The organism is Saccharothrix syringae (assembly GCF_009498035.1).
GTDB lineage: Bacteria > Actinomycetota > Actinomycetes > Mycobacteriales > Pseudonocardiaceae > Actinosynnema > Actinosynnema syringae.
The window spans coordinates 3,736,125-3,758,649 of the sequence record NZ_CP034550.1 but is presented as its reverse complement, the minus strand read 5'-3'; the positions used below and the strand labels follow the sequence as shown (position 1 = coordinate 3,758,649).

The 22,525-nt window shown below is 73.6% G+C and carries 18 protein-coding genes and 1 pseudogene; 9 read left to right on the top strand and 10 right to left on the bottom strand.

Going from position 1 to position 22,525, the window contains the following annotated elements:
- Positions 1-4 precede the first annotated feature (4 nt).
- On the top strand, positions 5-700 hold the full coding sequence (locus EKG83_RS16710) for a methyltransferase domain-containing protein (protein WP_033431042.1): 696 nt from the start codon (positions 5-7) through the stop codon (positions 698-700).
- A 361-nt stretch (positions 701-1,061) separates the two neighbouring features.
- Here EKG83_RS16710 and katG read toward each other — a convergent pair whose 3' ends face one another.
- Both katG and EKG83_RS16700 read right to left on the bottom strand, forming a co-directional pair.
- A complete protein-coding gene (katG, locus tag EKG83_RS16705) occupies positions 1,062-3,338 on the bottom strand; it encodes a catalase/peroxidase HPI (protein WP_033430949.1) in 2,277 nt (758 codons plus the stop codon).
- On the bottom strand, positions 3,339-3,785 hold the full coding sequence (locus EKG83_RS16700; RefSeq protein ID WP_033431043.1) for a Fur family transcriptional regulator: 447 nt from the start codon (positions 3,783-3,785) through the stop codon (positions 3,339-3,341).
- Between the two features lie 215 nt (positions 3,786-4,000).
- On the opposite strand from EKG83_RS16700, the gene EKG83_RS16695 reads away from it, so the two are divergent.
- Entirely contained in the window at positions 4,001-5,023 is a 1,023-nt protein-coding gene (locus EKG83_RS16695; RefSeq protein ID WP_033430950.1) for an LLM class flavin-dependent oxidoreductase, read from the top strand.
- Positions 5,024-5,100: 77 nt separating this feature from the next.
- Complete coding sequence (locus EKG83_RS16690) at positions 5,101-7,218, top strand: alpha-galactosidase (RefSeq protein WP_033430951.1); 2,118 nt, start codon at positions 5,101-5,103, stop codon at positions 7,216-7,218.
- A gap of 17 nt (positions 7,219-7,235) precedes the next feature.
- Here EKG83_RS16690 and EKG83_RS16685 read toward each other — a convergent pair whose 3' ends face one another.
- The 4 genes and pseudogenes from EKG83_RS16685 to EKG83_RS49630 all read right to left on the bottom strand — a co-directional run.
- Positions 7,236-8,372 carry an ROK family transcriptional regulator gene (locus EKG83_RS16685; RefSeq protein WP_228122643.1) on the bottom strand — a complete coding sequence of 379 codons (1,137 nt, stop codon included), beginning with the start codon at positions 8,370-8,372 and terminating at the stop codon, positions 7,236-7,238.
- Between the two features lie 63 nt (positions 8,373-8,435).
- On the bottom strand, positions 8,436-9,296 hold the full coding sequence (locus tag EKG83_RS16680) for a hypothetical protein (RefSeq protein ID WP_033430952.1): 861 nt from the start codon (positions 9,294-9,296) through the stop codon (positions 8,436-8,438).
- 347 nt (positions 9,297-9,643) lie between these two features.
- A complete protein-coding gene (locus EKG83_RS16675; protein ID WP_033430953.1) occupies positions 9,644-10,000 on the bottom strand; it encodes a MerR family transcriptional regulator in 357 nt (118 codons plus the stop codon).
- 1,135 nt (positions 10,001-11,135) lie between these two features.
- A pseudogene (locus EKG83_RS49630) lies at positions 11,136-11,360 on the bottom strand (MFS transporter); the annotation flags it as partial.
- Between the two features lie 181 nt (positions 11,361-11,541).
- On the opposite strand from EKG83_RS49630, the gene EKG83_RS16670 reads away from it, so the two are divergent.
- Together EKG83_RS16670 and EKG83_RS16665 are read left to right on the top strand one after the other, a co-directional pair.
- Positions 11,542-11,913, top strand: a complete 372-nt coding sequence (locus EKG83_RS16670) for a YciI family protein (protein ID WP_033430955.1) — start codon at positions 11,542-11,544, stop codon at positions 11,911-11,913.
- Entirely contained in the window at positions 11,910-13,157 is a 1,248-nt protein-coding gene (locus tag EKG83_RS16665; protein ID WP_033430956.1) for an RNA polymerase sigma factor, read from the top strand. Before EKG83_RS16670 ends, EKG83_RS16665 begins: the two co-directional genes overlap by 4 nt.
- A gap of 35 nt (positions 13,158-13,192) precedes the next feature.
- Here EKG83_RS16665 and EKG83_RS16660 read toward each other — a convergent pair whose 3' ends face one another.
- On the bottom strand, positions 13,193-13,465 hold the full coding sequence (locus EKG83_RS16660; protein ID WP_153278166.1) for a GlsB/YeaQ/YmgE family stress response membrane protein: 273 nt from the start codon (positions 13,463-13,465) through the stop codon (positions 13,193-13,195).
- A 469-nt stretch (positions 13,466-13,934) separates the two neighbouring features.
- Between EKG83_RS16660 and EKG83_RS16655 the strand changes: the two genes are divergently transcribed.
- The 3 genes from EKG83_RS16655 (at position 13,935) to EKG83_RS16645 (ending at position 17,183) form a co-directional block, all read left to right on the top strand.
- Positions 13,935-14,702: a GAF and ANTAR domain-containing protein gene (locus tag EKG83_RS16655; RefSeq protein ID WP_051765678.1), complete on the top strand. Its 768-nt coding sequence runs from the start codon at positions 13,935-13,937 to the stop codon at positions 14,700-14,702.
- Between the two features lie 210 nt (positions 14,703-14,912).
- On the top strand, positions 14,913-16,085 hold the full coding sequence (locus EKG83_RS16650; RefSeq protein ID WP_228122642.1) for an SGNH/GDSL hydrolase family protein: 1,173 nt from the start codon (positions 14,913-14,915) through the stop codon (positions 16,083-16,085).
- A gap of 240 nt (positions 16,086-16,325) precedes the next feature.
- Positions 16,326-17,183, top strand: coding sequence for a GDSL-type esterase/lipase family protein (locus tag EKG83_RS16645; protein ID WP_084716372.1), 858 nt, complete (start codon positions 16,326-16,328; stop codon positions 17,181-17,183).
- A gap of 66 nt (positions 17,184-17,249) precedes the next feature.
- Here EKG83_RS16645 and EKG83_RS16640 read toward each other — a convergent pair whose 3' ends face one another.
- Positions 17,250-18,785: an alpha-L-arabinofuranosidase B gene (locus tag EKG83_RS16640; protein ID WP_033430957.1), complete on the bottom strand. Its 1,536-nt coding sequence runs from the start codon at positions 18,783-18,785 to the stop codon at positions 17,250-17,252.
- A 493-nt stretch (positions 18,786-19,278) separates the two neighbouring features.
- On the opposite strand from EKG83_RS16640, the gene EKG83_RS16635 reads away from it, so the two are divergent.
- Complete coding sequence (locus EKG83_RS16635) at positions 19,279-20,013, top strand: oxidoreductase (RefSeq protein WP_228122641.1); 735 nt, start codon at positions 19,279-19,281, stop codon at positions 20,011-20,013.
- A 97-nt stretch (positions 20,014-20,110) separates the two neighbouring features.
- Here the strand turns inward: EKG83_RS16635 and EKG83_RS16630 are convergent, their stop codons facing one another.
- Together EKG83_RS16630 and EKG83_RS16625 are read right to left on the bottom strand one after the other, a co-directional pair.
- Positions 20,111-21,070: a LysR family transcriptional regulator gene (locus EKG83_RS16630; protein ID WP_033430959.1), complete on the bottom strand. Its 960-nt coding sequence runs from the start codon at positions 21,068-21,070 to the stop codon at positions 20,111-20,113.
- Positions 21,071-21,129: 59 nt separating this feature from the next.
- Positions 21,130-22,353 (bottom strand): MFS transporter, encoded by a 1,224-nt coding sequence (locus EKG83_RS16625; protein ID WP_063741329.1) that lies wholly within the window; start codon positions 22,351-22,353, stop codon positions 21,130-21,132.
- Positions 22,354-22,525 lie beyond the last annotated feature (172 nt).

Below are 22,525 nucleotides of genomic sequence, written 5' to 3'. Positions count from 1 at the left end.
GGGCATGTCCAGCCTCCTCGCCCTCCTCGACGCCGGCGACGCGCAGCCCGCGGCCGGCGAACTGCGCGCGCGTTCCTACGACCTGCTCGGCGACCTCACCGGCCGAACCGTGGTCGACGTCGGCTGCGGCGGTGGCCGCGCGGTCGCCGAGCTGGCCGGGCGCGGTGCCCGCGCGATCGGCGTCGACCTCGACCCCGACATGGTCGCCGCGGCTCGGGAACGCCTGCCGGCCGGGGAGTTCCACGTCGGCGACGCCCGCGCGCTCCCCCTGGGAACCGGCTCGGTGGCCGGTTACCGCGCGGACAAGGTGCTGCACCTGCTCGACGACCCGGCGCGGGCCGTGGCCGAGGCACGCCGGGTGCTCGCGCCGGGCGGGCGGGTCGTGCTGCTCGGCCCGGACTGGGACGCGATCGCCATCGACTCGGACGACCCGGCGACCACCCGCCGGCTGGTGCACGCGAAGGCGGACGCGTTCCCGTCGCCGCGCGCCGCCCGGGGCTACCGCAACCTGCTGCTCGACGCCGGGTTCACCGACCCGGTCGTCGAGGTGCGCACCAGCGTGTTCACCGACGACCTCGCGCTGGCCCTGCTGCGCCGGATCACCGACGAGGAGGGCTGGCTCGCCGAGCAGGCCGAACGCGCCCGCGCGAACCGCATCCTCGTCGCGGTGCCGATGTTCCTCGTCGCCGCGCAGGGGTAGGTGCCCCCCAAGCGGAACAGCGCGGAAAGATCCACTCGCGGGCGGCGGCAGTTGCCCGGTGTACCGGGCGGCCGATCCCCGCGATCCGTCCACGGGCCGCTGGCGGCACCGCGCCTCGGCCGCCAGGTGGCCGAGGCGGTCGGCCTGCCGAGCGTGGAGCACCCGGAGACCGTGCACGACCTGGCGAACCGCGGTACCCCGCCGCCCGGGCTTCACCGAATTCGGGCGACCCCGCCCACGGCCCCGGCGGAGAGCGGCGCCGACGTGCCCTGGCGGCCGGGCCGGGACCACCGCCGACCACCCGCCCGGTGAGGGGTGGGCCCGGCCGATCGGCCGGGCCCACCCACCGGGGTCGACCGGATCAGACCAGGTCGAACCGGTCCAGCTCCATGACCTTGGTCCACGCCGCGACGAAGTCCAGCACGAACTTCTCGCGGGCGTCCTCGCTGGCGTAGACCTCCGCGAGGGCCCGCAGCTGGGAGTTCGAGCCGAAGACGAGGTCGACCGCGGTGGCGGTCCACTTCACCTCGTCGGTGCCCAGGTCGCGGATCTCGTAGACGCCCTCCTCGGACTCCGACGCCACCCACCGGGTACCCGGCGAGAGCAGGTTGGCGAAGAAGTCGTTGGTGAGCACGCCCGGCCGGTCGGTGAACACGCCGTGGCGGGTGCCGTTGTGGTTGGTGCCCAGCGCGCGCAGGCCGCCGACCAGGACGGTCATCTCGGGCGCGGTCAGGTCGAGCATGTAGGCGCGGTCGACCAGCAGCACCTCCGGCTGGAGCTTCACGCCGGCGCGCACGTAGTTGCGGAACCCGTCGGCGCGCGGTTCGAGGACCTGGAACGACTCGACGTCGGTCTGCTCCTGCGCGGCGTCGGTGCGCCCCGGCCGGAACGGCACGGTGACCTGGAACCCGGCGTCGCGCGCCGCCGCCTCGACGGCGGCCGAGCCGGCCAGCACGATCAGGTCGGCCAGCGAGATCTTCGCGCCGCCCGCCTCGTTGAACTCGCGCCGGACGCCCTCCAGGACCTCCAGCACCTTCCCGAGCTGCTCGGGCTGGTTGACCTCCCAGTTGCGCTGCGGCTCCAGGCGGATCCGGGCGCCGTTGGCGCCACCGCGCTTGTCGGTGGACCGGAAGCTCGCGGCCGAGGCCCAGGCGGTGGTGACCAGCTCGGCGGTGGTGAGGCCGGACTCCAGGACCTTCGCCTTGAGGGCGGCGACGTCGGCGTCACCGACCAGCTCGTGGTCGACGGCCGGCACCGGGTCCTGCCACAGCTGCGCCTCGGGCACCCACGGGCCCAGGAAGCGGCTGACCGGGCCCATGTCGCGGTGCAGCAGCTTGTACCACGCCTTGGCGAACGCCAGCGCGAACTCGTCCGGGTTCTCCAGGAAGCGGCGGGAGATCTTCTCGTACGCCGGGTCGACGCGCAGCGACAGGTCGGTCGTGAGCATCGTCGGCTTGTGCTTCTTCGACGGGTCGTGGGCGTCCGGGATGATCTCCTCGGCGTCCTTGGCGACCCACTGCTTGGCGCCGCCGGGGCTCGTGGTGAGCTCCCACTCGTAGCCGAACAGGATCTCGAAGAAGCGGTTGCTCCACTGCGTCGGCTTGTCGGTCCACGTCACCTCGAGGCCGCTGGTGATCGTGTCCGCGCCCTTGCCGCTGCCGTGGGTGCTCAGCCAGCCCAGGCCCTGCGCCTCCAGCGGGGCGCCCTCGGGCTCCGGGCCCACGTGGGCGTCGGCCACGCCGGCGCCGTGGGTCTTGCCGAAGGTGTGGCCGCCGGCGATGAGGGCGACGGTCTCCTCGTCGTTCATCGCCATCCGGCCGAAGGTCTCCCGGATGAAGTGGGCCGCCGCCAGCGGGTCCGCGTTGCCGCGCGGGCCCTCGGGGTTGACGTAGATCAGGCCCATCTCGGTGGCGCCGACCTCGGGCGCCATCTCGGTCTCGCTGACGTAGCGCTCGTCGCCCAGCCAGGCGTCCTCCGGGCCCCAGATGATCTCCTCGGGCTCCCAGACGTCCTCGCGGCCGAAGCCGAAGCCGAAGGTCTTGAAGCCCATCGACTCCAGGGCGACGTTGCCGGCGAGCACCAGCAGGTCGGCCCACGAGATCTTCTGGCCGTACTTCTGCTTGACCGGCCACAGCAGCCGGCGCGCCTTGTCCAGGTTGGCGTTGTCGGGCCAGCTGTTGAGCGGGGCGAAGCGCTGGCCGCCGTCACCGGCGCCGCCGCGGCCGTCGTGGGTGCGGTAGGTGCCCGCGGCGTGCCAGCTCATGCGGATCATGAGACCGCCGTAGTGGCCGAAGTCGGCCGGCCACCAGTCCTGCGAGGTGGTCAGGACCTCGACGATGTCGCGCTTGAGGGCTTCGACGTCGAGCTTGGCGAACTCCTCGGCGTAGGAGAAGCCCTCGCCCAGCGGGTTGCCCTTCGACGAGTGGGCGTGCAGCACGGACAGGTCCAGCTGGTTGGGCCACCAGTCCCGGTTCGTGCGCGGACGGCCCCCCGTCTTCGGGGTCGGCGAGTCGATCGCCGGGTTCTCGCTCTCGCTGCCGTGCGCGGTCACGGAGTCGTGCGCGACCGGGCAGCCGGCCGCGGCCTTCTGGTCCACGCCCTGGGCACTGGAGGGGGGCGTTGCCCCGAGGTCGCTCATCTACTTCCTTCCAACAGGCGGTTCACTGGCGGTGTGTTCGGTCGAGCAGTCGGGGCAGGTGCCCCAGAAGACGACCTCCGCCTCGTCGACCGCGTAGCCGCGGTCGTCCGAGGCGGTGAGGCAGGGGCTGTGGCCGACGGTGCAGTCGACGTCCGCGATCGCGCCGCAGGAGCGGCACACCACGTGGTGGTGGTTGTCCCCCACCCGCGACTCGTAGCGGGCGGTCGCCCCGGCGGGCTGGATGCGCCGCACCAGGCCGACGTCGGTCAGCACCCGCAGCACGTCGTAGACCGCCTGGTGGGACACGGTGGGGTGCTCGACCCGCACCAGGGAGATCACCGTCTCGGTGTCGACGTGCGGGTGGTCCCGCAGCGCCTTGAGCACCGCCAACCGGGGGCGGGTCACGCGCAACGAGACCGACCGCAGCTGCGCCTCGAAGTCGGACATCACGCGAAGACCTTAAAGCGCTTGACTGGATCAAATCCAAATTACCTTCATCACATCGTCGTACCGGACGCCGACGTCCGGTCACCCGACGGCTCCGCCGGCGTCCGACCGGGCGGTCACCGCACCCCGATCGGACCAGCGCCGTGCGCGGACGGCCCCGGCCGCACCCCGGGGTAGTTGAGGAATCAACCAGCGCGCCGGGGCGTTCCACGGACGTGAAGAAAATCGGATTCCTCTCCTTCGGCCACTGGTCCGACAGCCCGCACTCGCAGACCAGGACGGCGGCGGACGCGGTGCTCCAGGCCGTCGACCTCGCCGTGGCCGCCGAGGAGATCGGCCTGGACGGCGCCTACTTCCGGGTGCACCACTTCGCCCGGCAGCTGGCCTCGCCGTTCCCGCTGCTGGCCGCCATCGGCGCCAGGACCGAGCGCATCGAGATCGGCACCGGCGTGATCGACATGCGCTACGAGAACCCGATGTACATGGCCGAGGACGCCGGCGCCGCCGACCTGATCGCCGGCGGCAGGCTCCAGCTCGGCGTCTCCCGGGGATCACCGGAGCAGGTCATCGACGGCTGGCGCTACTTCGGCTACCAGCCGAGCGAGGGCGACACCGACGCCGACATGGCCCGCAAGCACACCGAGGTGCTGCTGAAGGTGCTGGAAGGCAAGGGCTTCGCCCAGCCCAACCCGCGCCCGATGTTCGCCAACCCGCCGGGGCTGCTGCGCGTCGAACCCCACTCCCCCGGACTGCGCGACCGCATCTGGTGGGGTGCCGGTTCCAACGCCACCGCCGTCTGGGCGGCCGAGCAGGGCATGCACCTGATGAGCTCGACGCTGAAGAACGACGAGGGCGGGGCGCCGTTCCACGTGCAGCAGGCCGAGCAGATCCGGGCGTTCCGCAAGGCGTGGTCGCGGGCCGGGTGGCAGCACGAGCCCCGCGTGTCGGTCTCGCGCAGCATCTTCGCCCTCACCTCCGACCTCGACCACGCCTACTTCGGCGACGACGGCGACAGCGCGGACCAGGTGGGCTACATCGACGCCGAGACCAGGGCCATCTTCGGCCGCACCTACGCCGCCGAACCGGACGTCCTGATCGGGCAGCTGGCCGAGGACGAGGCGATCGCCGAGGCCGACACGCTGCTGCTGACCGTGCCCAACCAGCTCGGGGTCGACTACAACGCGCACGTGCTCGACAGCATCCTGACCCACGTCGCACCCGCCCTCGGCTGGCGCTGACCAACACCTCTTGGAGTTTGTTACCTAACGAACTAAAGTAATCTCGGCCGAGCTGTCGCCCGAGAGGAAGACCACAAGTGGCGGACGTGACCCACCTGCGCGCGGCGGGTGTGAGCCTGGTGCTGGACCTCTCCGGCGGCACCCTGCCGCGCGTGCGGCACTGGGGCGCCGACCTGGGCGAGCTGTCCCCGGCGGAGCTGGACGCGCTGCTGTCGGCCGGGGCACCGCAGCCCATCGGCTTCTCCGTGGACGGCCCGGTGGACGTGGCCGTGCTGCCCGAGCAGTCGGCGGGCTGGCTGGGGACGCCGGGGGTGGTCGGCAACCGGGCCGGGAAGGACTTCTCCACCGCGTTCCGGGTGGTGTCGGTGGACGGCCCGGTGTTCCGGGCCGTCGACGAGGCGGCCGGGCTGGCCCTGGACCTGGTGGTCGAGCTGACCCCGGCCGGGCTGGTGCGGCAGCGGGCGACGCTGACCAACACCGGCTCCGGGCCGTTCGCGGTGGACGCGGTGAACCTGACCCTGCCGGTGCCGGCGGAGGCGGTGGAGCTGCTGGACTTCACCGGTCGGTGGGCGCGCGAGCGCAGCCCGCAGCGCACCGCGTTCACCCACGGCCTGCGGGTGCGGGAGAACCGGACCGGCCGCACCGGCTACGACTCGGCGTACCTGCTGGCGGCGGGCACCGAGGGGTTCGGCAACCGGTCGGGCGAGGTGTGGGCGGTGCACACCGCCTGGTCGGGCAACCACCGCACCTTCGCCGAGCGGACCTACCACGCGGTGTCGCTGCTCGGCTCGGGCGAGCTGCTGCTGTCCGGCGAGGTCGTGCTGGCACCCGGCGAGTCGTACACCTCACCGTGGCAGTACGGGTCGTGGGGCGTGGGCCTGGACGAGGTGTCCGCCCGGTTCCACCGCCACCTGCGCGCCCGCCCCCACCACCCGACCACCCCGCGCCCGGTCGTGGTCAACACCTGGGAGGCGGTGTACTTCGACCACGACCTGACCCGCCTCAAGGCGCTGGCCGACGCCGCCGCGGCGGTCGGCGCCGAGCGCTTCGTGCTCGACGACGGCTGGTTCGGGTCGCGGCGCGACGACCGGCGCGGCCTGGGCGACTGGTACGTCTCCGCCGAGGTCTGGCCCGACGGCCTGGGCCCGCTGACCGACCACGTCACCGGCCTGGGCCTGGAGTTCGGGATCTGGGTGGAACCGGAGATGGTCAACCCCGACTCCGACCTGGCCCGAGCCCACCCCGACTGGATCATGGCCGCCGGCGACCGGCTGCCCCGCACCGCCCGCCACCAGCAGGTGCTGGACCTGGCGCGGCCCGAGGCGTTCGCCCACGTCCTGGAGCGCCTGGACGACCTGCTGACCACCTACCCGGTGTCCTACCTGAAGTGGGACCACAACCGGGACCTGGTCGAGGCCGGGCACCGCCCCACCGGGCGCGCCGGCGTGCACGGCCAGACCCTGGCGGTCTACCGGCTGCTGGACGAACTGCGGCGGCGCCACCCCGGCGTGGAGATCGAGTCCTGCTCCTCCGGCGGCGCCCGGGTCGACCTGGAGGTCCTGGAGCGCACCGACCGGGTGTGGGTCTCGGACTGCATCGACGCGCTGGAGCGGCAGTCGGTGCAGCGCTGGACCAACGCGCTGATCCCGCTGGAGCTGATGGGCACCCACGTCGGCTCCGGCACCTCCCACACCACCCACCGCCGGCACCCCCTCGACTTCCGCGCCGGCACCGCCCTGTTCGGCCACTTCGGCATCGAGTGGGACCTGGTCCAGGCGTCCCCGGAGGAGCTGGAGCGCCTGCGCGCGTGGGTCGCGCTGTACAAGGAACTGCGCCCCCTGCTGCACAGCGGCGTGTCCGTGCACGGCGACCACCCCGACCCCGCCGTCGACGTCCACGGCGTGGTGGCCGAGGACGGCTCGGACGCGGTGTTCGCCATCGTCGCCCCGACCACGTCGGCGTCCTACCCGACCGGCGCCGTGCGGCTGCCCGGCCTCGACCCCGACCGCCGCTACCACGTCCGCCCGCTGCCGCCGGGCGACCACCCCGACGGCAACGCGCACAACTGGGGCGTCCCCCTGCCGTGGTGGTCGCGAGGCGTCACCCTGCCGGGCCGCGTGCTGGGCACGGCCGGCGTCCAGGCGCCCGTGCTCTACCCGGAGCGCCTGGTCCTGCTGCGGGCCACCGCCGGGTGAAGGGCTGACCCCGCCCGTCAGAACGCGCCGGTCACCGTCGCCCTGATCGCCCGCGCCGCCGCCGACCGGGCCCACTCGCCGAAGTCGAACGGCCGGACGTCGAGGTCGATCAGCGCGGGGTCGTCCTCGTAGACGTCCCCGATGCCGTCGTGGACGGCGTCGCGGGCGACCTCGTAGAGCGGCAGGCCCTCGCCGGTGAGCAGGACCTTGCGCGGGTCGAGGAAGTTGGCGGCGTGCCCGATCAGCACGCCCAGGGCGTAGCCGGCCGCGTCGAACACCCGCCGGGCCCGCGGCTCGCCCGACCGGGCCCGCTCCACCGCCTCCTCGTAGGCGGGCGGGCCGTCGAGCTGCCGCAGGATCGAGTCGGTCGTCAGGAAGCTCGCCGCGCAGCCGCGGTGCCCGCGACCGCACTCCGGCCCGCCCGGGTCGACCAGGACGTGGGCGAAGCGGGGTGGCAGGCCGTGCGCGCCCCGCACCGGCTTGCCGTCGACGACCAGGCCGGTGCCCACGCCCGCGCCGACGGTGATCACGACCATGGAGTCCGCGCCGGCGCCCGCGCCGAACCAGTGCTCGGCCGCGGTGAGCGCCTGCACGTCGTTGTCCACCGCGGTCGGCAGGCCGGTGGCCGCGGTCAGCGCGGCGGCCAGCGGGACGTCGGTCCAGCCGAGGAAAGCGGCGTCCGCGACGACTCCCCCGCGCACCACGCCGCCCAGCGTCACGCCCAGGCCGGTGAGCCGGTCGAACCGGGCCGCGACCCCGGCGACGTGCCGCACGACGTCGTCCGGCCGGTTCGAGCGCAACGGCTCCTCCGCCGAGGCCACGACCGCGGCGGTCAGGTCGGTGACGGCCGCGTAGAGCCGGTCGGCGGTCAGCTTCACGCCCAGGAAGTGGTGGGACTCGCCGCGCACGTGCAGCAGCTCCGAGGGGCGCCCGGTGGGCGAGCGCAGCTCGGTGGGGCCCTCGGCCAGCAGGCCCGCGGTGACCAGGGTCCTGGTGACGCGGCTGAGGGTGGGGCGGGAGAGGTGGAGGCGGGGCGCGATCTCGGCGCGCGGCATCGGGCCGTGGACCAGCAGCTCCATCAGCACGTCGCGGGCGGCCTCGGTGAGGGCCGGCCACGGTGGGGTGGTCGCGCGGGAGGTGGTTCTGGTCGGCACCGGTCGAACGTACCCCGCGTCGAGGGGCGGTCGGCCTGGCCGCGCGGGGTGCCCGTCGCGGGCTCAGCCCTGCTCGGTCCCGGCCGCCAGCTCCGCCAACCCCGCGCGGTCGAGCACGTCGAGCCGCTGGTCACCCTGCCGACCGGAGCGCGCGACCAGGCCCAGCCGCTCCAGGTGCCCCATCGCCTTCCGGAGCCGCTCGGTCACCAGCGAACCCTTGCCCCTGGCCGCGAACTCGGCCTTCTGCTCGGGCGTCAGGGTCGGCGCGACCTTCCTCTTCCACACCTCCAGCAGGGCGGCGCGCGGCACCGACGTCGCGTCACCGGCCAGGTCCAGGACGATCCCGGCCAGCACGCGCCCGTGGTCGTCCTGCTGCGCCGCGTGGCGCTCGACCAGCGCCTCCAACGACGTGCGCCCCTCCGGCCCCGGCACGTCGAGCGCCGACAGCCGCTCCCACAGCGCCCGGTCGGCCGCGCTCGGCTCGCTCCTCGCGCCGAGCACGGCGGCCCGGTGCGCGTCGATCGCGGTGCCCAGGGCGACCACCAGGCTCATCAGCTCGTCGCGGACGTCGTCGCCGCGCAGCCTGCGCACCTTGGCGGCGATCAGCCGGTGCTGCTCCCGCACCAGCGACTCGAAGTGCGCGGTCTTCCTGGCCCGCTCGCCCTCCTCGGCGAGGTCGCGGTCGTGGTCGGCCCGGGTGACCTCCCCCGCCGCCAGCCGCGCCCGGGCGGTGTCGCGCTCGGCCTTGCGGTGCGCGCGGTCGGCCGCGATCCGGTCCAGCATCCCCAGGAGCACCCGCTCGGTCTGCTCGACGTAGGCGTCGGAGGCCAGGTGCCGCCACTCCTCGGCGTCGCGGTTGCGCAGCGCGAGGTTGACGAACCGGTCCGCGGCGTGGTCGTCGTCGGGCTCGTAGGGCAGTGCCACAGTGTCAGTCCTTCGTCGTGCGAGCGCGTGGGCGGGGGTGCCGCGCGAGCTGGTCACCGCAGTGTTCCAGCCCGGCGACCGGAGCCCCGCACCAGGCGGTTCGCCGGGCCGCGCCGGTCGGGTCCGGCGCGGGAGGCCGACCGCGGGGATTCGGGACGTCGAGGGGGTGGCGGGCGCGGGGCGCCCGCTCCTCGCCGGAGGTCACCCGATCAGAGGTCGCTCGGTCGGAGTGCGCTCGGTCCGAGTGCGCTCGATCGGGCGTCGACGTCCCGGCCCTGTCCGCGTCACAGGCCGCGGCCACACACCGCGGTCACACCGTGATCCGACGCGGTGATCCGACACCGCGGTCAGACACCGCGCAGCGGCGGGTACTCCTGCTCGGGCGGTGGCGACAGCTTCTCGTTGAGCTCACGCGCTTCCCGGAGCTGGTCCTCCAGCGTGACGATCCGGCACGCGGCGTCCAGCCCGGTGCCCCGGTCGACCAGTTCCCGGACGCGGGCGGCGATGCGCAGCTGGTGGCGGGAGTAGCGGCGGTGCCCGCCCCTCGACCGCTGCGGCTCGATCAGCTTCACCTCGTCCAGGCTGCGCAGGAACCCGGGCGTCGTGCCCAGCATCTCCGCGGCCCGGCCCATCGTGTAGGCGGGGTAGTGGTCGTCGTCGAACTTGTCAGCCGCGGTTCGCGGCTCTTCTCTTCCTTCGGGCACTGCACCTCCGCGGCACGAGGGGCCCGGTGCCGAAACGGCACCGGGCCCCGAGGGTCATGGGTTCACTTCCACCAGCCGACCGTGAGGTCGGCTTGTCATGTCCGCGCCGCCCGCACGAGCTCCGAACGACGCGGGGATCGCTTGTACGTAACCGGAAACCACCACCCAATCCGAGTTGGAGTGCGGTACCCGCCCGGGCGACTTCACCCCGAGGCAGGCGATCCGATGGCGTGCAACCCGTCCCTTCTCCTCAATTCCGAACCTTGCTCACCAACTTGCCACTACCACGTGCGACTGCCGGACACCGGGCCTTGCGAACTGCTGTCGTGCGTTATTGCGGTTGTGCTCCCGGTACTGCGTGTGCCAACAGCCTTCGGTCCTCCGCCGGGACACCTGGAACCAGCGGTCCCGGTCGCGGAGGCCGTACTGCTCCCAACTCGCGGGTAGTTCGTCATCTCCCGCGCCGATAGGACGTTCTCTTCTCCCTTACAAGGAGAACTATACGCACATCCGACGGCGAATGTCTACTCCGGCCATCACAGATTTGCTCGATCGAGTGACCCAGCTGTGCTCCCCGAGGGCACCCGTGCACGCGTGAGCAGGACCAGAACGGCCACCCCGGCGAAGACGACCGCGGCGAGGACGCCGGTGACGTGCAGGCCGGCGGTGAACGCCTCCCGCGCGATGCGGACCAGCTCCGCACCCCGGCCGGCGAGTCGGACGTGCCGTCGAGGTGGTTGCCGGTCTCCGACATCGCCGCCGCCGAACCGGCGCGTCGCGGGGGCACGGCGTCGACGACCGGTCCGGTGCTCAGCGCGGACAGCGGACCGGTGCCCAGGGCCAGGACGGCGATGCCGGATACCACCGGCGGCAGGGCGCCGGGGCCGTCCACGAGCCCCGGCGATGGCCGCTGTCCGCCCCACCCGGCCGGCCGGCGCCGGCGCGACCGCCGTGCCGACCGCCACCCCCAGGCCCATCGGCGCGAACAGCACCGCCGAGGCGACCGGGGAGAAGCCGAGCGCCCCCTGGAGGTACTGGGTGACCAGCAGGCCCGTGCCGGCCATGCCGACGCCGGCGAGGACGAACCCGGCGAGCACGGGCCCGAGCGCGTGACGGCCTGCTCCAGCGGACCGGTCGCGAACGCGGCCACGACGGACAGCACCGCGAACGCCGCCGCGCCGATCAGCAGCAGCCGCCGGCGGCCGATCCGGTCCCCGAGCGTGCCCACCGTGATGACCGGTCCGGCGACGGCGAACCCGTAGCCGTCGCTGATCCGCAGCTGCTGGACGTCGGTGGCGCCCAGGTCGGCGCTCGGGCTCGGCAGCACCAGGAGCCCCAGCCCCACCCGATTGACCCGCATGTCCGAAAACTCCCGTTCTCTCGACGTCCCACCGGGGTGGTCGGAGCGGTCGCGGGCTTCGTGGCCCGGCCGCGCCCGCGATCGGTGGAAAAATCCGCGCCGGGGATGTCAAGACGGCGACGGCGGCTCCGACCACCGGTCGAAGGCCCCGCCGAGGGGCCGCCTACACGAGGAGTACGGGATGCGGTTCCTGATCAGCCTGCACATCAACCCGGCCGTGCTGGACGCGCTGACCGACGAGGAGAAGGCCGCGATCGGCGAGGGCCACACGAGGTTCATCGAGGAGCTGAAGGCGTCCGGCGAGCTGATCACCACCCAGGCGCTGGTCGACCCGTCGCAGGCCGTCGTGGTGTCGGTGCGCAACGGCCGGCCGGTGGTGACCGACGGGCCGTTCCTGGAGGCCAAGGAGTACCTGGGCGGCTTCTACCTGGTCGACTGCGAGGACCGGGCGCGGGCGGTCGAGCTGGCGGCGCGGATCCCGGACACCCGGTTCGAGGGCCTGGGCGTCGAGGTGCGGCAGGTCATGTTCGCCGACGGGCAATGGGACGCGTGAGCGCACCGACCACCGGGGACCTGCTGCGCGAGCTGGCGCCGCAGGTCCTCGGCGCGCTGGTGCGCCGGCACGGCCGGTTCGAGGGCTGCGAGGACGCGGTGCAGGAGGCCGTCCTCGCGGCCACCGCGCAGTGGCCGGCCGAGGGGGTGCCGGACAACCCGCGCGGCTGGCTGCTGACCGTCGCGTCCCGGCGGTTCGTCGACCAGCTGCGCAGCGACCACGCGCGCCGCGAGCGCGAGGCGGCGACGGCGGCGGCCGAGGTGGCGCCCGAGGACGTGCCGGACACCGACGACACGCTCCTGCTGCTGTTCCTGTGCTGCCACCCGACGCTGACCGCGGCCTCCCAGACCGCCCTGACGCTGCGCGCGGTCGGCGGCCTGACCACCGCCGAGGTCGCCCGCGCCTTCCTGGTGCCCGAGGCCACCATGGCGGCCCGGATCAGCCGGGCCAAGCAGCGCATCAGGGCCGCCGGCAGCACGTTCGGCGTGCCGGGGGGCGCGGAGCGCGGGGAACGCCTGCGGGTCGTGCTGCACGTGCTCTACCTGATCTTCAACGAGGGCTACACCGCCTCGTCGGGCACCGAGCTGCACCGCACCGACCTCGCGCGCGAGGCGATCCGGCTGACCAGGGCGGTGCACGCGCAGCTGCCCGACGACAGCGAGGTCACCGGGCTGCTCGCGCTGATGCTGCTGACCCACGCCCGGCGCGCGGCGCGCACGACCGCCACCGGCGGGCTGGTGCCCCTGGCCGAGCAGGACCGCACCAGGTGGGACCGCGCGCTGGTCGAGGAGGGCACCGAGCTGGCCAGGGCGTCCCTGGCCGGTCCCGCGCTGGGTCCGTACCAGTTGCAGGCCGCCATCGCCGCCACGCACACCGACGCGCCCACGGCCGAGCGGACCAACTGGCCGCAGGTGCACGCCCTGTACCTGATCCTGGAGCGGATCGCGCCCAACCCGGTGGTCACCCTCAACCGCGCGGTCGCGCTCGCCGAGGTGCGGGGCCCCGAAGCCGGACTGACGCTTTTGTCCACTTTGGAAGCCGATGCGAGGATGGCGGGCCACCACCGGCTGCTGTCCGTGCGGGCGCACCTGCTGGAGAAGGCCGGTGACCTGGCCGGGGCCCGCGCGGACTACCGGCGTGCCGCGAGAGCCACCGCCAGCATCGCCGAGCAGCGCTACCTGGAGTCGCGCGCCAACCGGGTCGGGGCGCGGGACCCCGGACACGCGTCGGGCCCGCCGGTGTGAACCGGCGGGCCCGAAAGTGCTCAGCGGGTGTCGCGTCAGCCGTGGGCGCGGTGGCCCCGGCTGGTGACCAGGTGGTAGACGGCCAGCACCACGATCGAGCCGAGGATGGCCAGCAGCCAGGTGCTCAGGTCGAAGAAGCTGCCGATGTCCGAGCCGAAGAGCGCGCGGCCGATGAAACCGCCGAGGATGGCGCCCACGATGCCCAGCAGCATCGTGATGACGAAGCCGCCGGGGTCCTTGCCGGGCATGACGGCCTTGGCGATGGCGCCGGCGATGAGACCCAGAACGATCCAACCCAGGATGCCCACAGTGCTTCCTTGTCCTCGTGCCACACCGTCTCTGCAACGCGGCGTGGTCGCTGCCGACACCGGGATGCCCGCCTCGCACGGATTTCACACCCACTGACCGCGAATTGCGGGTGTTCGTCCTCACGCGTACCTCCACACCGGAACGCGGTACCCGGCCCGGTTGCCCGCGGTTCACGGCCGGTTCGACCGCCTCTTGCGAAGTGGCGGGCCGAAGGGGTCGGCCGTGGCCGGCGAGGTGCCCGCGCGGTGCCGCCGGGCGACGAACCGCACCGCGACACCGCGCCCTCCCCCGCCGGACGGGCAGCGGGCCCCGCTCCTCGCGGTACCGCTCGGCGGGTGCCACCCGGGTGTCACCCACCCGGGGCATGCGTTACCTTTCTCCGCTGACGGGTGTTCAGCAGGCAGCGCCCAGGACCGAACCCCGTCGCACCGCCGTCGCACGGGGTACCACTTGTCGAGGGGTGCACCGATGTCGCGCGAGCCGGACGTCACCGCGCTGGGCCTGGCCTCCGAGCTGGCCGAGATGACGCGGCTGGTCGAGCAGGAGGAGCACGAGGCGATCGCCCGCCGCTTCGCCGACCACCTGGTCCGCGCCGTCGCGGGCTGCGACCTCGCCCTCCTCGTGGTCGCGCGGGACGACGGCTTCGAGGTCGCGGCGGCCACCGGGGCACCGCCGCTCGACCCCGCCTCCACCGACGGCGACCCGGTGCGCGAGGCGTTGCGCCACCGCGAGCCGCGCCGCCTGGGCGACACCGCGGACGACCGCCGCTGGCCGCTGTTCGCCGCCCGCCTGGCCGTGCGCGGCCACCGCAGCTGCCTGGTGCTCCCCCTGCCCACCGAGCACTCCCCCGCCGCGGCCGTGGTGCTGCTGTCCGCCGAGCCGCACCGGTTCAACGACCACTCCTACGACGTCATCCTGCTGATCGCCCTGCACGCCGGCGTCGCGCTGGACAACATCGAGGTGCTGCACCGCAGCAGGCGGATGGTGCGGCACCTGACCACGGCCCTGGGCACCCGCCACACCATCGGCCTGGCCCAGGGTCTGCTGATGCGGCACGCCGACACCGACACCGACGGCGGCTTCGCCCTGTTGCGCACCGCGTCGCAGCGGGCCAACCGCAAGCTCCGCGACGTCGCCGCCGACCTGGTGGCCGCGCACGAACGCGGGGAGTTCGACGAGGCGCTGGCCCGGTACCGCATCGCGGTGAACCCGGAGCCCGACGGCATCACCACGTGAGCGGGCCCCCCGGTAAACCGGGCTCACCCGAATGGCGCTCCGCGGCATTTGCCCGTGCGAGAGGGGATTCGCCCATACGAGATACGGCCATTGACGGCGCACAGGCGCATCGCAACCATTTCGCCGAGGAGATTCCCACCCGGTGGTGCTGCCGCCGCACCCCCTCAGGCGAAAGGCACGCACGTGACATCGTCGTCATGCGCTGCGGTCGTGCGGTCGGCACTGGTGCTCGTGATGGTCGTGGTCGGCGCGCTCACGCCGACCGCCACACCGGCCCGCGCCGCGACCGCGGACACCGCGGCCACCTACGTGCCGGTGGCCCGGCACAGCGGCAAGGCCGTGCGGGTCCGGTCCGCCGCCGACGGCGCGCGGATCTCCCGGTACGACGCCAATCCCGGCACCGACCGGCAGTGGCAGATCGTGCGGCCGGGCACCAGCGCACCGGCCGGCAACGGCTCGCCCACCGACCCGAACGTGAAGTTCTTCGGCCGGTGGAACACCGCCGACCCCGCCGCGCACGTCTCGGAGTGGGCGGGCGCCTACCTGGTGGTCGGCTTCACCGGCCGCACGGTGAAGCTCAAGCAGCGCAACGCGATCGACTTCTACGCGAGCATCGACGGCGGCCCGGACGTGTCCTACGTCAACCGCAGCGGCACGGTGGACCTCACGCCGACCCCGCTGGCGGCGGGCAACCACACGCTGCGCGTGTCCTACCGGCCGATCGCGGGCTCGTACCGGGGTGACGCGGTCTACCGGGGCATCCAGCTCGACGCCGGCGCGGGCACGTTCGCCCCGCCCGTGCCGGCGAAGCTGGTCGAGTTCGTCGGCGACTCCATCACGGTGGGCCAGCAGTCGTCCAAGCAGGCGCTGACCGCCTACGGCTGGCTGGCGGGCGAGCGCCTGGGCGCGGCGCACACCCAGATCGCGGTGGGCGGCGCGTGCCTGGTCCCGGCGGCCGACGGGTGCATCGGCATGAGCGACCGGTTCCTGCGCACGGGGTTGCAGGACAACGCGGCGAACTGGGACTTCTCCCGCTACCGCGCCGACGCCGTGGTGATCAACCTGGGCACCAACGACGTCGGGCACGGCGTCACCGGGGCGCAGTTCCAGAGCGCCTACGTCACCCTGATCCGCCGCGCGCGGGAGAAGTACCCGAACGCCACGATCCTGGCGTTGCAGACCTTCCGCAAGCGCTTCATCGCCGAGACGCAGGCCGCCGTGCGGGCCGTCAACGACCCGAAGGTGTCATTCGTCGACACCACCGGGTGGATCGTCGAGGCCACGGACACGACCGACAACGTCCACCCCAACGACCAGGGCCACCGCAAGATCGCCGACCGCCTGGCCCCGCTCCTGTCCTCGGCCCTCAACACCACCGGCTGAGCCGCCCCCCACCACGCCCAAGGCCGCCCCGGCGCTCGCCGCGGGCACCCTCACGGCCCTCGGCACCACGGGGTCCGAGCGGCTCCACCTGACGCGCGAGGCGGGCGACAACCCCACTTCCCCGAATACGGCGCGACCGCGACATCGGATGCGGTGCCGGACGAGGCCGTCCGGTTGCGCGTCATCCGACCGGCCCGGGTCCGCTGACGCCCGAATCCCGCCCAAACGCAGGGAGGATCGATGAGGATTTCCGCACCGAGCAGGTTGGCGGTCGTGGCGGCCGCGTTCGCCGCGCTGGCGGCAGTGGTGGTGCCGGCGAGCGCGGCACCCGCGCCCGCGCCGTGCGCCGCACCGCGGACCGGGGCGGGCCCGGGGACCGCGGCCGCGCCGTTCAAGGTCTGGCTGGCGGGTGACTCCACCATGGCCAACGGCGGCAGCACGTGCCCGGTCGGCTGGGGCCGCGAGTTCGACCGGCTGTTCACCGACGACGTCACCGTGGTCAACAACGCCGTGGGCGGGCGCAGCATCCAGACCTGGCTCTACGAGTCCAACGTCAAGACCACCACGGACGCGGCGGGCGAGTGCGTGGTCAGCCCCCGCACCTACGCCTCGCGCTGGGCGGGCATGCTGGCCACCGGCGGCATGCAGGCGGGCGACTGGCTGATCATCCAGTTCGGCATCAACGACGGCGACCGCAACTGCCCCCGCCACGTCGGCACCACCCGCTACCGCGAACTGCTCGCCACCATGGGCCGCGAGGCCAAGGCCCGCGGCGTGAAGCCCGTCTACGTCACGCCCGTGGCCTCGATCCGCTGCTCCGGCTCGACCGCCGTGGGCAACCGCGGGTTCGTCGGCGAGACCACCGCCCAGGCGCAGGCCGACCAGGTGCCCGTGATCGACCTGCACCAGCGCAGCGTCGCCCTCTACAACTCCCTGGGCCTGTGCCCCAACGACGGCGACTACACCCGCGGCGCGGTCGGCGCCTTCTTCTGCGACGACCACACCCACTTCGAGGCCGCCGGCGCGGCCCGCATCGCCGAGACCGTCGCCAGGGCGCTGCGGGAGCAGAACATCGGCCTCGCGGCCTACCTCAGGTAGCGCTGACGGACCTCGTCGAGGTGTCCGTGCGCCACGTCCTGCGCAGGACGTGGCGCACGGGCGCCGTCAGGAAGCCCAGGGCGCGCTGACGACCCAGCTCACGTCGTCGGCGTAGGCGTTGGGGTTGTCGAAGGCGTTCGAGCCGCTGCTGTTGGCGATGTAGACGAGGTTGTCGAAGTGGCGGACGTAGCGGTCGGGGTAGTTGCCCGACCTCAGCGAGATGCCCTGCCCGTTGCGGCCGGGCTCCGGGCAGAAGGTGGCGTCCTGGGCGAACAGCGCGCTGCCGTCGTTGCCGCCGAGGCGGAGCTGGTACGCCTGGTGCCGCAGGTACTGCCCCGGGGTGTTCACGGACTCGAACGACAGGCACGAGGCGTCGGCCAGGCCGGTCCGCGCGGTCCAGGAGGCGTTGCCCTTCTCCGCGGCGGCGCTGGAGCCGGTGACGACCGCGGTGTCCACGGTGGTGCCGGTGTGGTGGACGTAGCGGTCGGTGCAGCACGCCGTGGTGGCGCGCAGCGAGACGGTCGAGCCGGGCGCCGGCCCGCCGACCGCGGCGAGCCCGTAGCCGGCGGCGGTGATGTTGGCCTGGACGGCGTTCTCGGTGGCGTCCGACGGGTAGCCGGAGGTCATGACGCCCTCGTAGAACGTGCCGCGGGCGCCGATGCTGTTGTCACCGCCGGTGCCCAGGATGATGGCGCCCTCCTTCCTCATCGGGTGGTAGCCCGGCGCGTTGGGGCGCGGGCCGTTGTAGAACGTCGACAGGCCACCGGACCGGGCGTCGCCGCCGCGCAGCGACCAGTGGTTCGACTCGCCCTTGAGCACGGCGGTCAGGAAGCGGTGGCCGATGGTCGGGTCGTTGGCGTTGTAGCCGCGGTTCACGCCGGAGAACAGGCCGTTCTCCAGGTCCGCCATGATCCACGGGCCGTTGCCCGTGCCGCGGCCCCAGACGGTGTTGTTGCCGAAGTAGAGGGCCTCCATGGTGCCGTTGCCGTTGTCGCGGCTGTTGCGCTCGGCGTTGCCGTAGTCGAAGCAGCAACCGCCGTTGTAGTGCGTGCCGTCGAAGATCGCGTACATGCCCTCGGGCTGGTCGCCACCGGCGACGCCGTTGGTGTTGTTGTTGCGGTAACCGGTGCCGGGCGCGACGTAGACGCCGTACGCCTTGTGCCCGCCCACGGTGATCGGCGCGGCGGTGGCGACGGCGAGGTTGTCGTAGCCGCCCGCGGCCGGGCCCCGGAACGCGCCGGGCGGGGCCTGGGTGAGGCGGTTGTTCCGCCCGGACTGGTCGTGGATGGTCGTGATGAGGCAGGTGGTCCCGGCGCAGAACGAGTCCTGCGCCGCGGCGTCGGCGACCCCGCCCGCGCTCAACGGCCCGATGTCGCGCGTCGCGCCGTCCGACGAGCGCCTGACCTGGTAGAGCGGGCCGTTGTAGGAGCCGTAGAGGGCCCTGGTGGTGCTGTGCGCGGCCACGCACGGGGTGCCGCCGGCCGCGTAGATGTCGCACGGCCCCTGCGGGGCGGCCTGCGACGTCCCGCCACCGGCGAGCACGCCCGTCACGACCGCGCCCACCGCGATGAGCACCCGGACGGGACTCGGCTGTTGTGCCATCGTCGACCTCTTTCGTTGCATCGGCATGTGCCTAGTGCGAAGAGCTGTCGATGAGCGGCGATGTGAGCGCTAACATATCGCGCTGGCGCCGAGGGCACAACAGCGGGCAGGGCGATCCGACGACCCACTGCCGGGCCGCCAGCCCTCGGCACGCCCACTGCCGGACCTCGGCACCGTCGCGCGGGACAGGCCACTGCACCGCCAAGGGGCCGCTACCCTCGCCACGGCATCCAACGATTCGCGTTCCACCCGGTGGCGGTCACGTCGACCTGTTAGCGCTCACAGGAAAAGGGCACCCCGGTCAGCCGTCGGACTCCCCGGGCGGGACCGGGGGCCATAGGAACCTCCTATGGCGCCTGCTGACATTTCGTCTTTGCCTTGCGTTCTTTTCCGGACATAGCGTGGCAGAGCTCGAAGAAAGCCTGCCGCGATATGCGGAAAACCCGAGGGGAACAGTGGCACGACCATGATCGGGAATGAATCGGGAACGCCGGTGCTGAAGGGGAAGCGGGCCGTGGTCACGGGCGGTTCGCGCGGAATCGGGGCGGCCGTCGTGCGACGGCTCCTGGACGCGGGCGCCGACGTGCTCACGACCGCCAGGTCGGCGGGCGCGGTGCCGGAGGGGGCCGCCTTCGCGGAGGCCGACGTGCGGACGCGGGCCGGGGCGGAGGCGCTGGCCGCGGCCGCGCGGGAGGTGCTGGGCGGGGTGGACGTGCTGGTGCACAACGCGGGCGGGGCGCGGCCGTTCGCGAACAGCTCGGCCATCCCCGACGAGGAGTGGCAGGAGGCGCTGGACCTGAACTACCTGGCGTCGGTGCGGCTGGACTCGCTGCTGGTGCCGGGCATGAAGGAGCGGCGTTCGGGGGTGGTCGTGCACGTCTCCTCGGCCGCGGTCCGCACGCCGCTGGGACCGTTCCTGCACTACACGGCGGCGAAGGCGGCGCTGGAGAACTACAGCCGCGGGCTGGCCCTCGAACTGGCGCCGTTCGGGGTGCGGGTCAACACCGTGACCCCCGGCCGGGTCGCCACCCCCGGCGGCGAGGCGACGCGGGAGCAGTGGGCGCGCCTGGGCGCGGCAGCGGGCGAGGGCGCCACCGCCGCCGTGCCGCTGGGGCGCGAGGGCCGTCCCGACGACATCGCCCACGCGGTGCTGTTCCTGGTGTCCGACCGGGCGGCCTGGTTGACCGGGAGCAACCTCGTCGTCGACGGTGGCGAATTCCCCAGGTGACGAGGAACGGGATCGGGGAATCCCGGCGTGGGCGCGTGCCGGGGACGACCCCGGGCGGCATCCCCGACCGATCGCGGCCGCGTCCCCGCCTTCGGGACTACACCACCGGCGCCGGGTTCGTCGTGGACGGGGGCGCCACCCGGCTCCGGGCCGGTCCGCCGGGCGCCGGCGCGAAGGCCGCCGCGCTGTGCCAGGTCTCCCGGCGCAGGAGTTCGAGCAGCGCCGTCTCCGCCGGGCCCGCGCCGCGCCGGACCGCGGCGACGACGGGCTGGGACACCACCGGGAACACCGGCCGCGCCAGGTGCTCGTAGCCGTCGGGCACCGCGGAGGCCGGGACGAGCGTCACCCCCAGCCCGTGGGCGGCCCAGCGCACGGCCGTCGCCGCCTGGGACACGCGGGCGGCCGTGGTGGGGGCCAGCCCGTGGTCCCGCAGCACGTCGCGCAGCACGCCGTCGAGCGCGCTGTCGCGGTCGAACCGCACCCACGGCTCCCCCTCCAGCTCGCGCAGGCCGACCAGGTCCGCGGCGAGCAGCCGGTGCCCCTCGCCCAGCACCACCACGAACTCCTCGTCACCGAGGTGGTGGGCCTCGGCCGCGCCCTCGTCGCAGGGCGCGGCCACCAGCACCAGGTCCAGCACGCCCCGACGCCCCAGCCGCTCCAGCTCGGCCGGGTTCGGCTCCTCGAAGACGGTCACCTCCAGCCGCGGGAAGCGGCGGCGCAGCGCGGCCAGCGCGCTCGGCAACTGCCGCGTGCCCAGGCCCAGCTGCGCCGCGACCAGCAGCTCGCCCACCAGCTCGTCGGCACCGGCCCGCGCGGTCGCCCGCGCCCGCCGCGCCGCGTTCACCGCGACCTCCGCCTCCCGCAGGAACGCGCGGCCCACCACGGTGGGCACCAGCCCGGTCGGCGTGCGGGCGAACAGCTGCACGCCCAGCTCCCGCTCCAGGCCGCGGATCTGCTGGGACACCGACGGTTGGGCGACGTGCAGCAGCTCCGCCGCCGCCGTCACCGAGCCCTGCTCGGCAACGGCCAGGGCGTACTCGTACTGGCGAAGGGTCATCGGCTCCCGCTCCTGCGATCCACTCCCTGTAATCGTTGTAATGGTGTAAGCGGGCTTTTTCAAGCCGGTGCGTCGAGTCCGCGCAGCACGCCCGTCCACGTCGTGCCCGCGGCCAGCACCACCACCCACGCGGCGAAGACCAGGGCCGTGGCGCGGGGCGTGACGAGGTCCAGCAGCACGCCGGCCGCGGCGCCGCCGACCGGCGTGGCGGCCCAGATCAGCACACTGAAGGCCGTGCCGACCCGGCCGCGCAGTTCGTCGGGCGTGACCTCCAGCTGGAAGCTGAGGGCGGCGATGCCGAAGCAAGGCATGGACACCGTGAACAGCGCCAGCACCACACCGATCGCGACCGGCGAGGTCGAGAACGCCAGCAGCAGCCACAGGGCGGCCTGGCACCACAGCACGGACAACAGCAGGCCGCCGAGGCCGAGCCGGTTCCGCAGCCGGGGCGCCAGCACGGCGCCGACGACACCGCCGACGCCGAGCGCGGAGAACAGGACGCCGATCACCGCGGCCGAGGCGCCCGAGTCGCGGGCGACGACGATCGCCACCAGCGCGACCCCGGACACGGCGATCTGGAGGCCCGCGGCGGTGAGCGCGACCAGCCTCAGCCCGGGGTGGCCCCACAGCCGGCGCACGCCCTCGGCGACCTCGGCGCGCAGTGGACCGGTCCGCCGCGGCGGTGCCCCCTCGGCGCGGAAGTCGCCGCGCACGAACGACAGGCACAGCGCCGACGCGAGGAAGGTCAGCGCGTCGACCAGGAACGGCAGACCTCGGGAGACCTGGAGCAGGGCGCCGCCGACCGACCCGGCGACCACGCCGCACGCCGACTGCGCCGTCTCCTGCGCGGACACCGCGGCGGTCAACTGGTCCCCGCGCACCACGTTGGGCAGGCACGCACCCTCGGCCGCGCTGAAGAAGACGTAGAGCACGCCGCCGGCGAAACCCACCGCGAACACGTGCGCGGCGGTGAGCGCGCCGGCCAGCAGGGCCGCCGGGACGGTCGCCATGGTCAGCGCGCGGAGCAGGTCGCACGCGATCATGGTGCGCTTGCGGTTCCACCGGTCGACCAGCGCGCCGGCGACCAGGCCGAACAACAGGTGGGGCAGCGCGCGGACCGCCGCCAGCGCGCCCGCCGCCGCGGGTGAACCGGTGATCGCCAGCACCAGCAGGGGGTAGGCCAGCTGCGAGACGCCGTTGCCGAACCCGGACAGCGCCTGCCCGGCCCACACCAGCCGGAAGTCCCCGTTGCGCCACAGCGGGACCGCCGCGGTGGTCGTCACCGCCCCACCTCCCCTCGAAGGACACCGGACCACGCCTGTCAGGCGCTGCCTGACAAACGGGACCGTAGCGCGACCGCCGCCATCCCCACAACCTCTCCCGCCCGTGTCAGCGCCCGTGCGGGTGAACCGCCCGACAAATCGCCCGCACGGGTCAACTTACTATATGACTTTA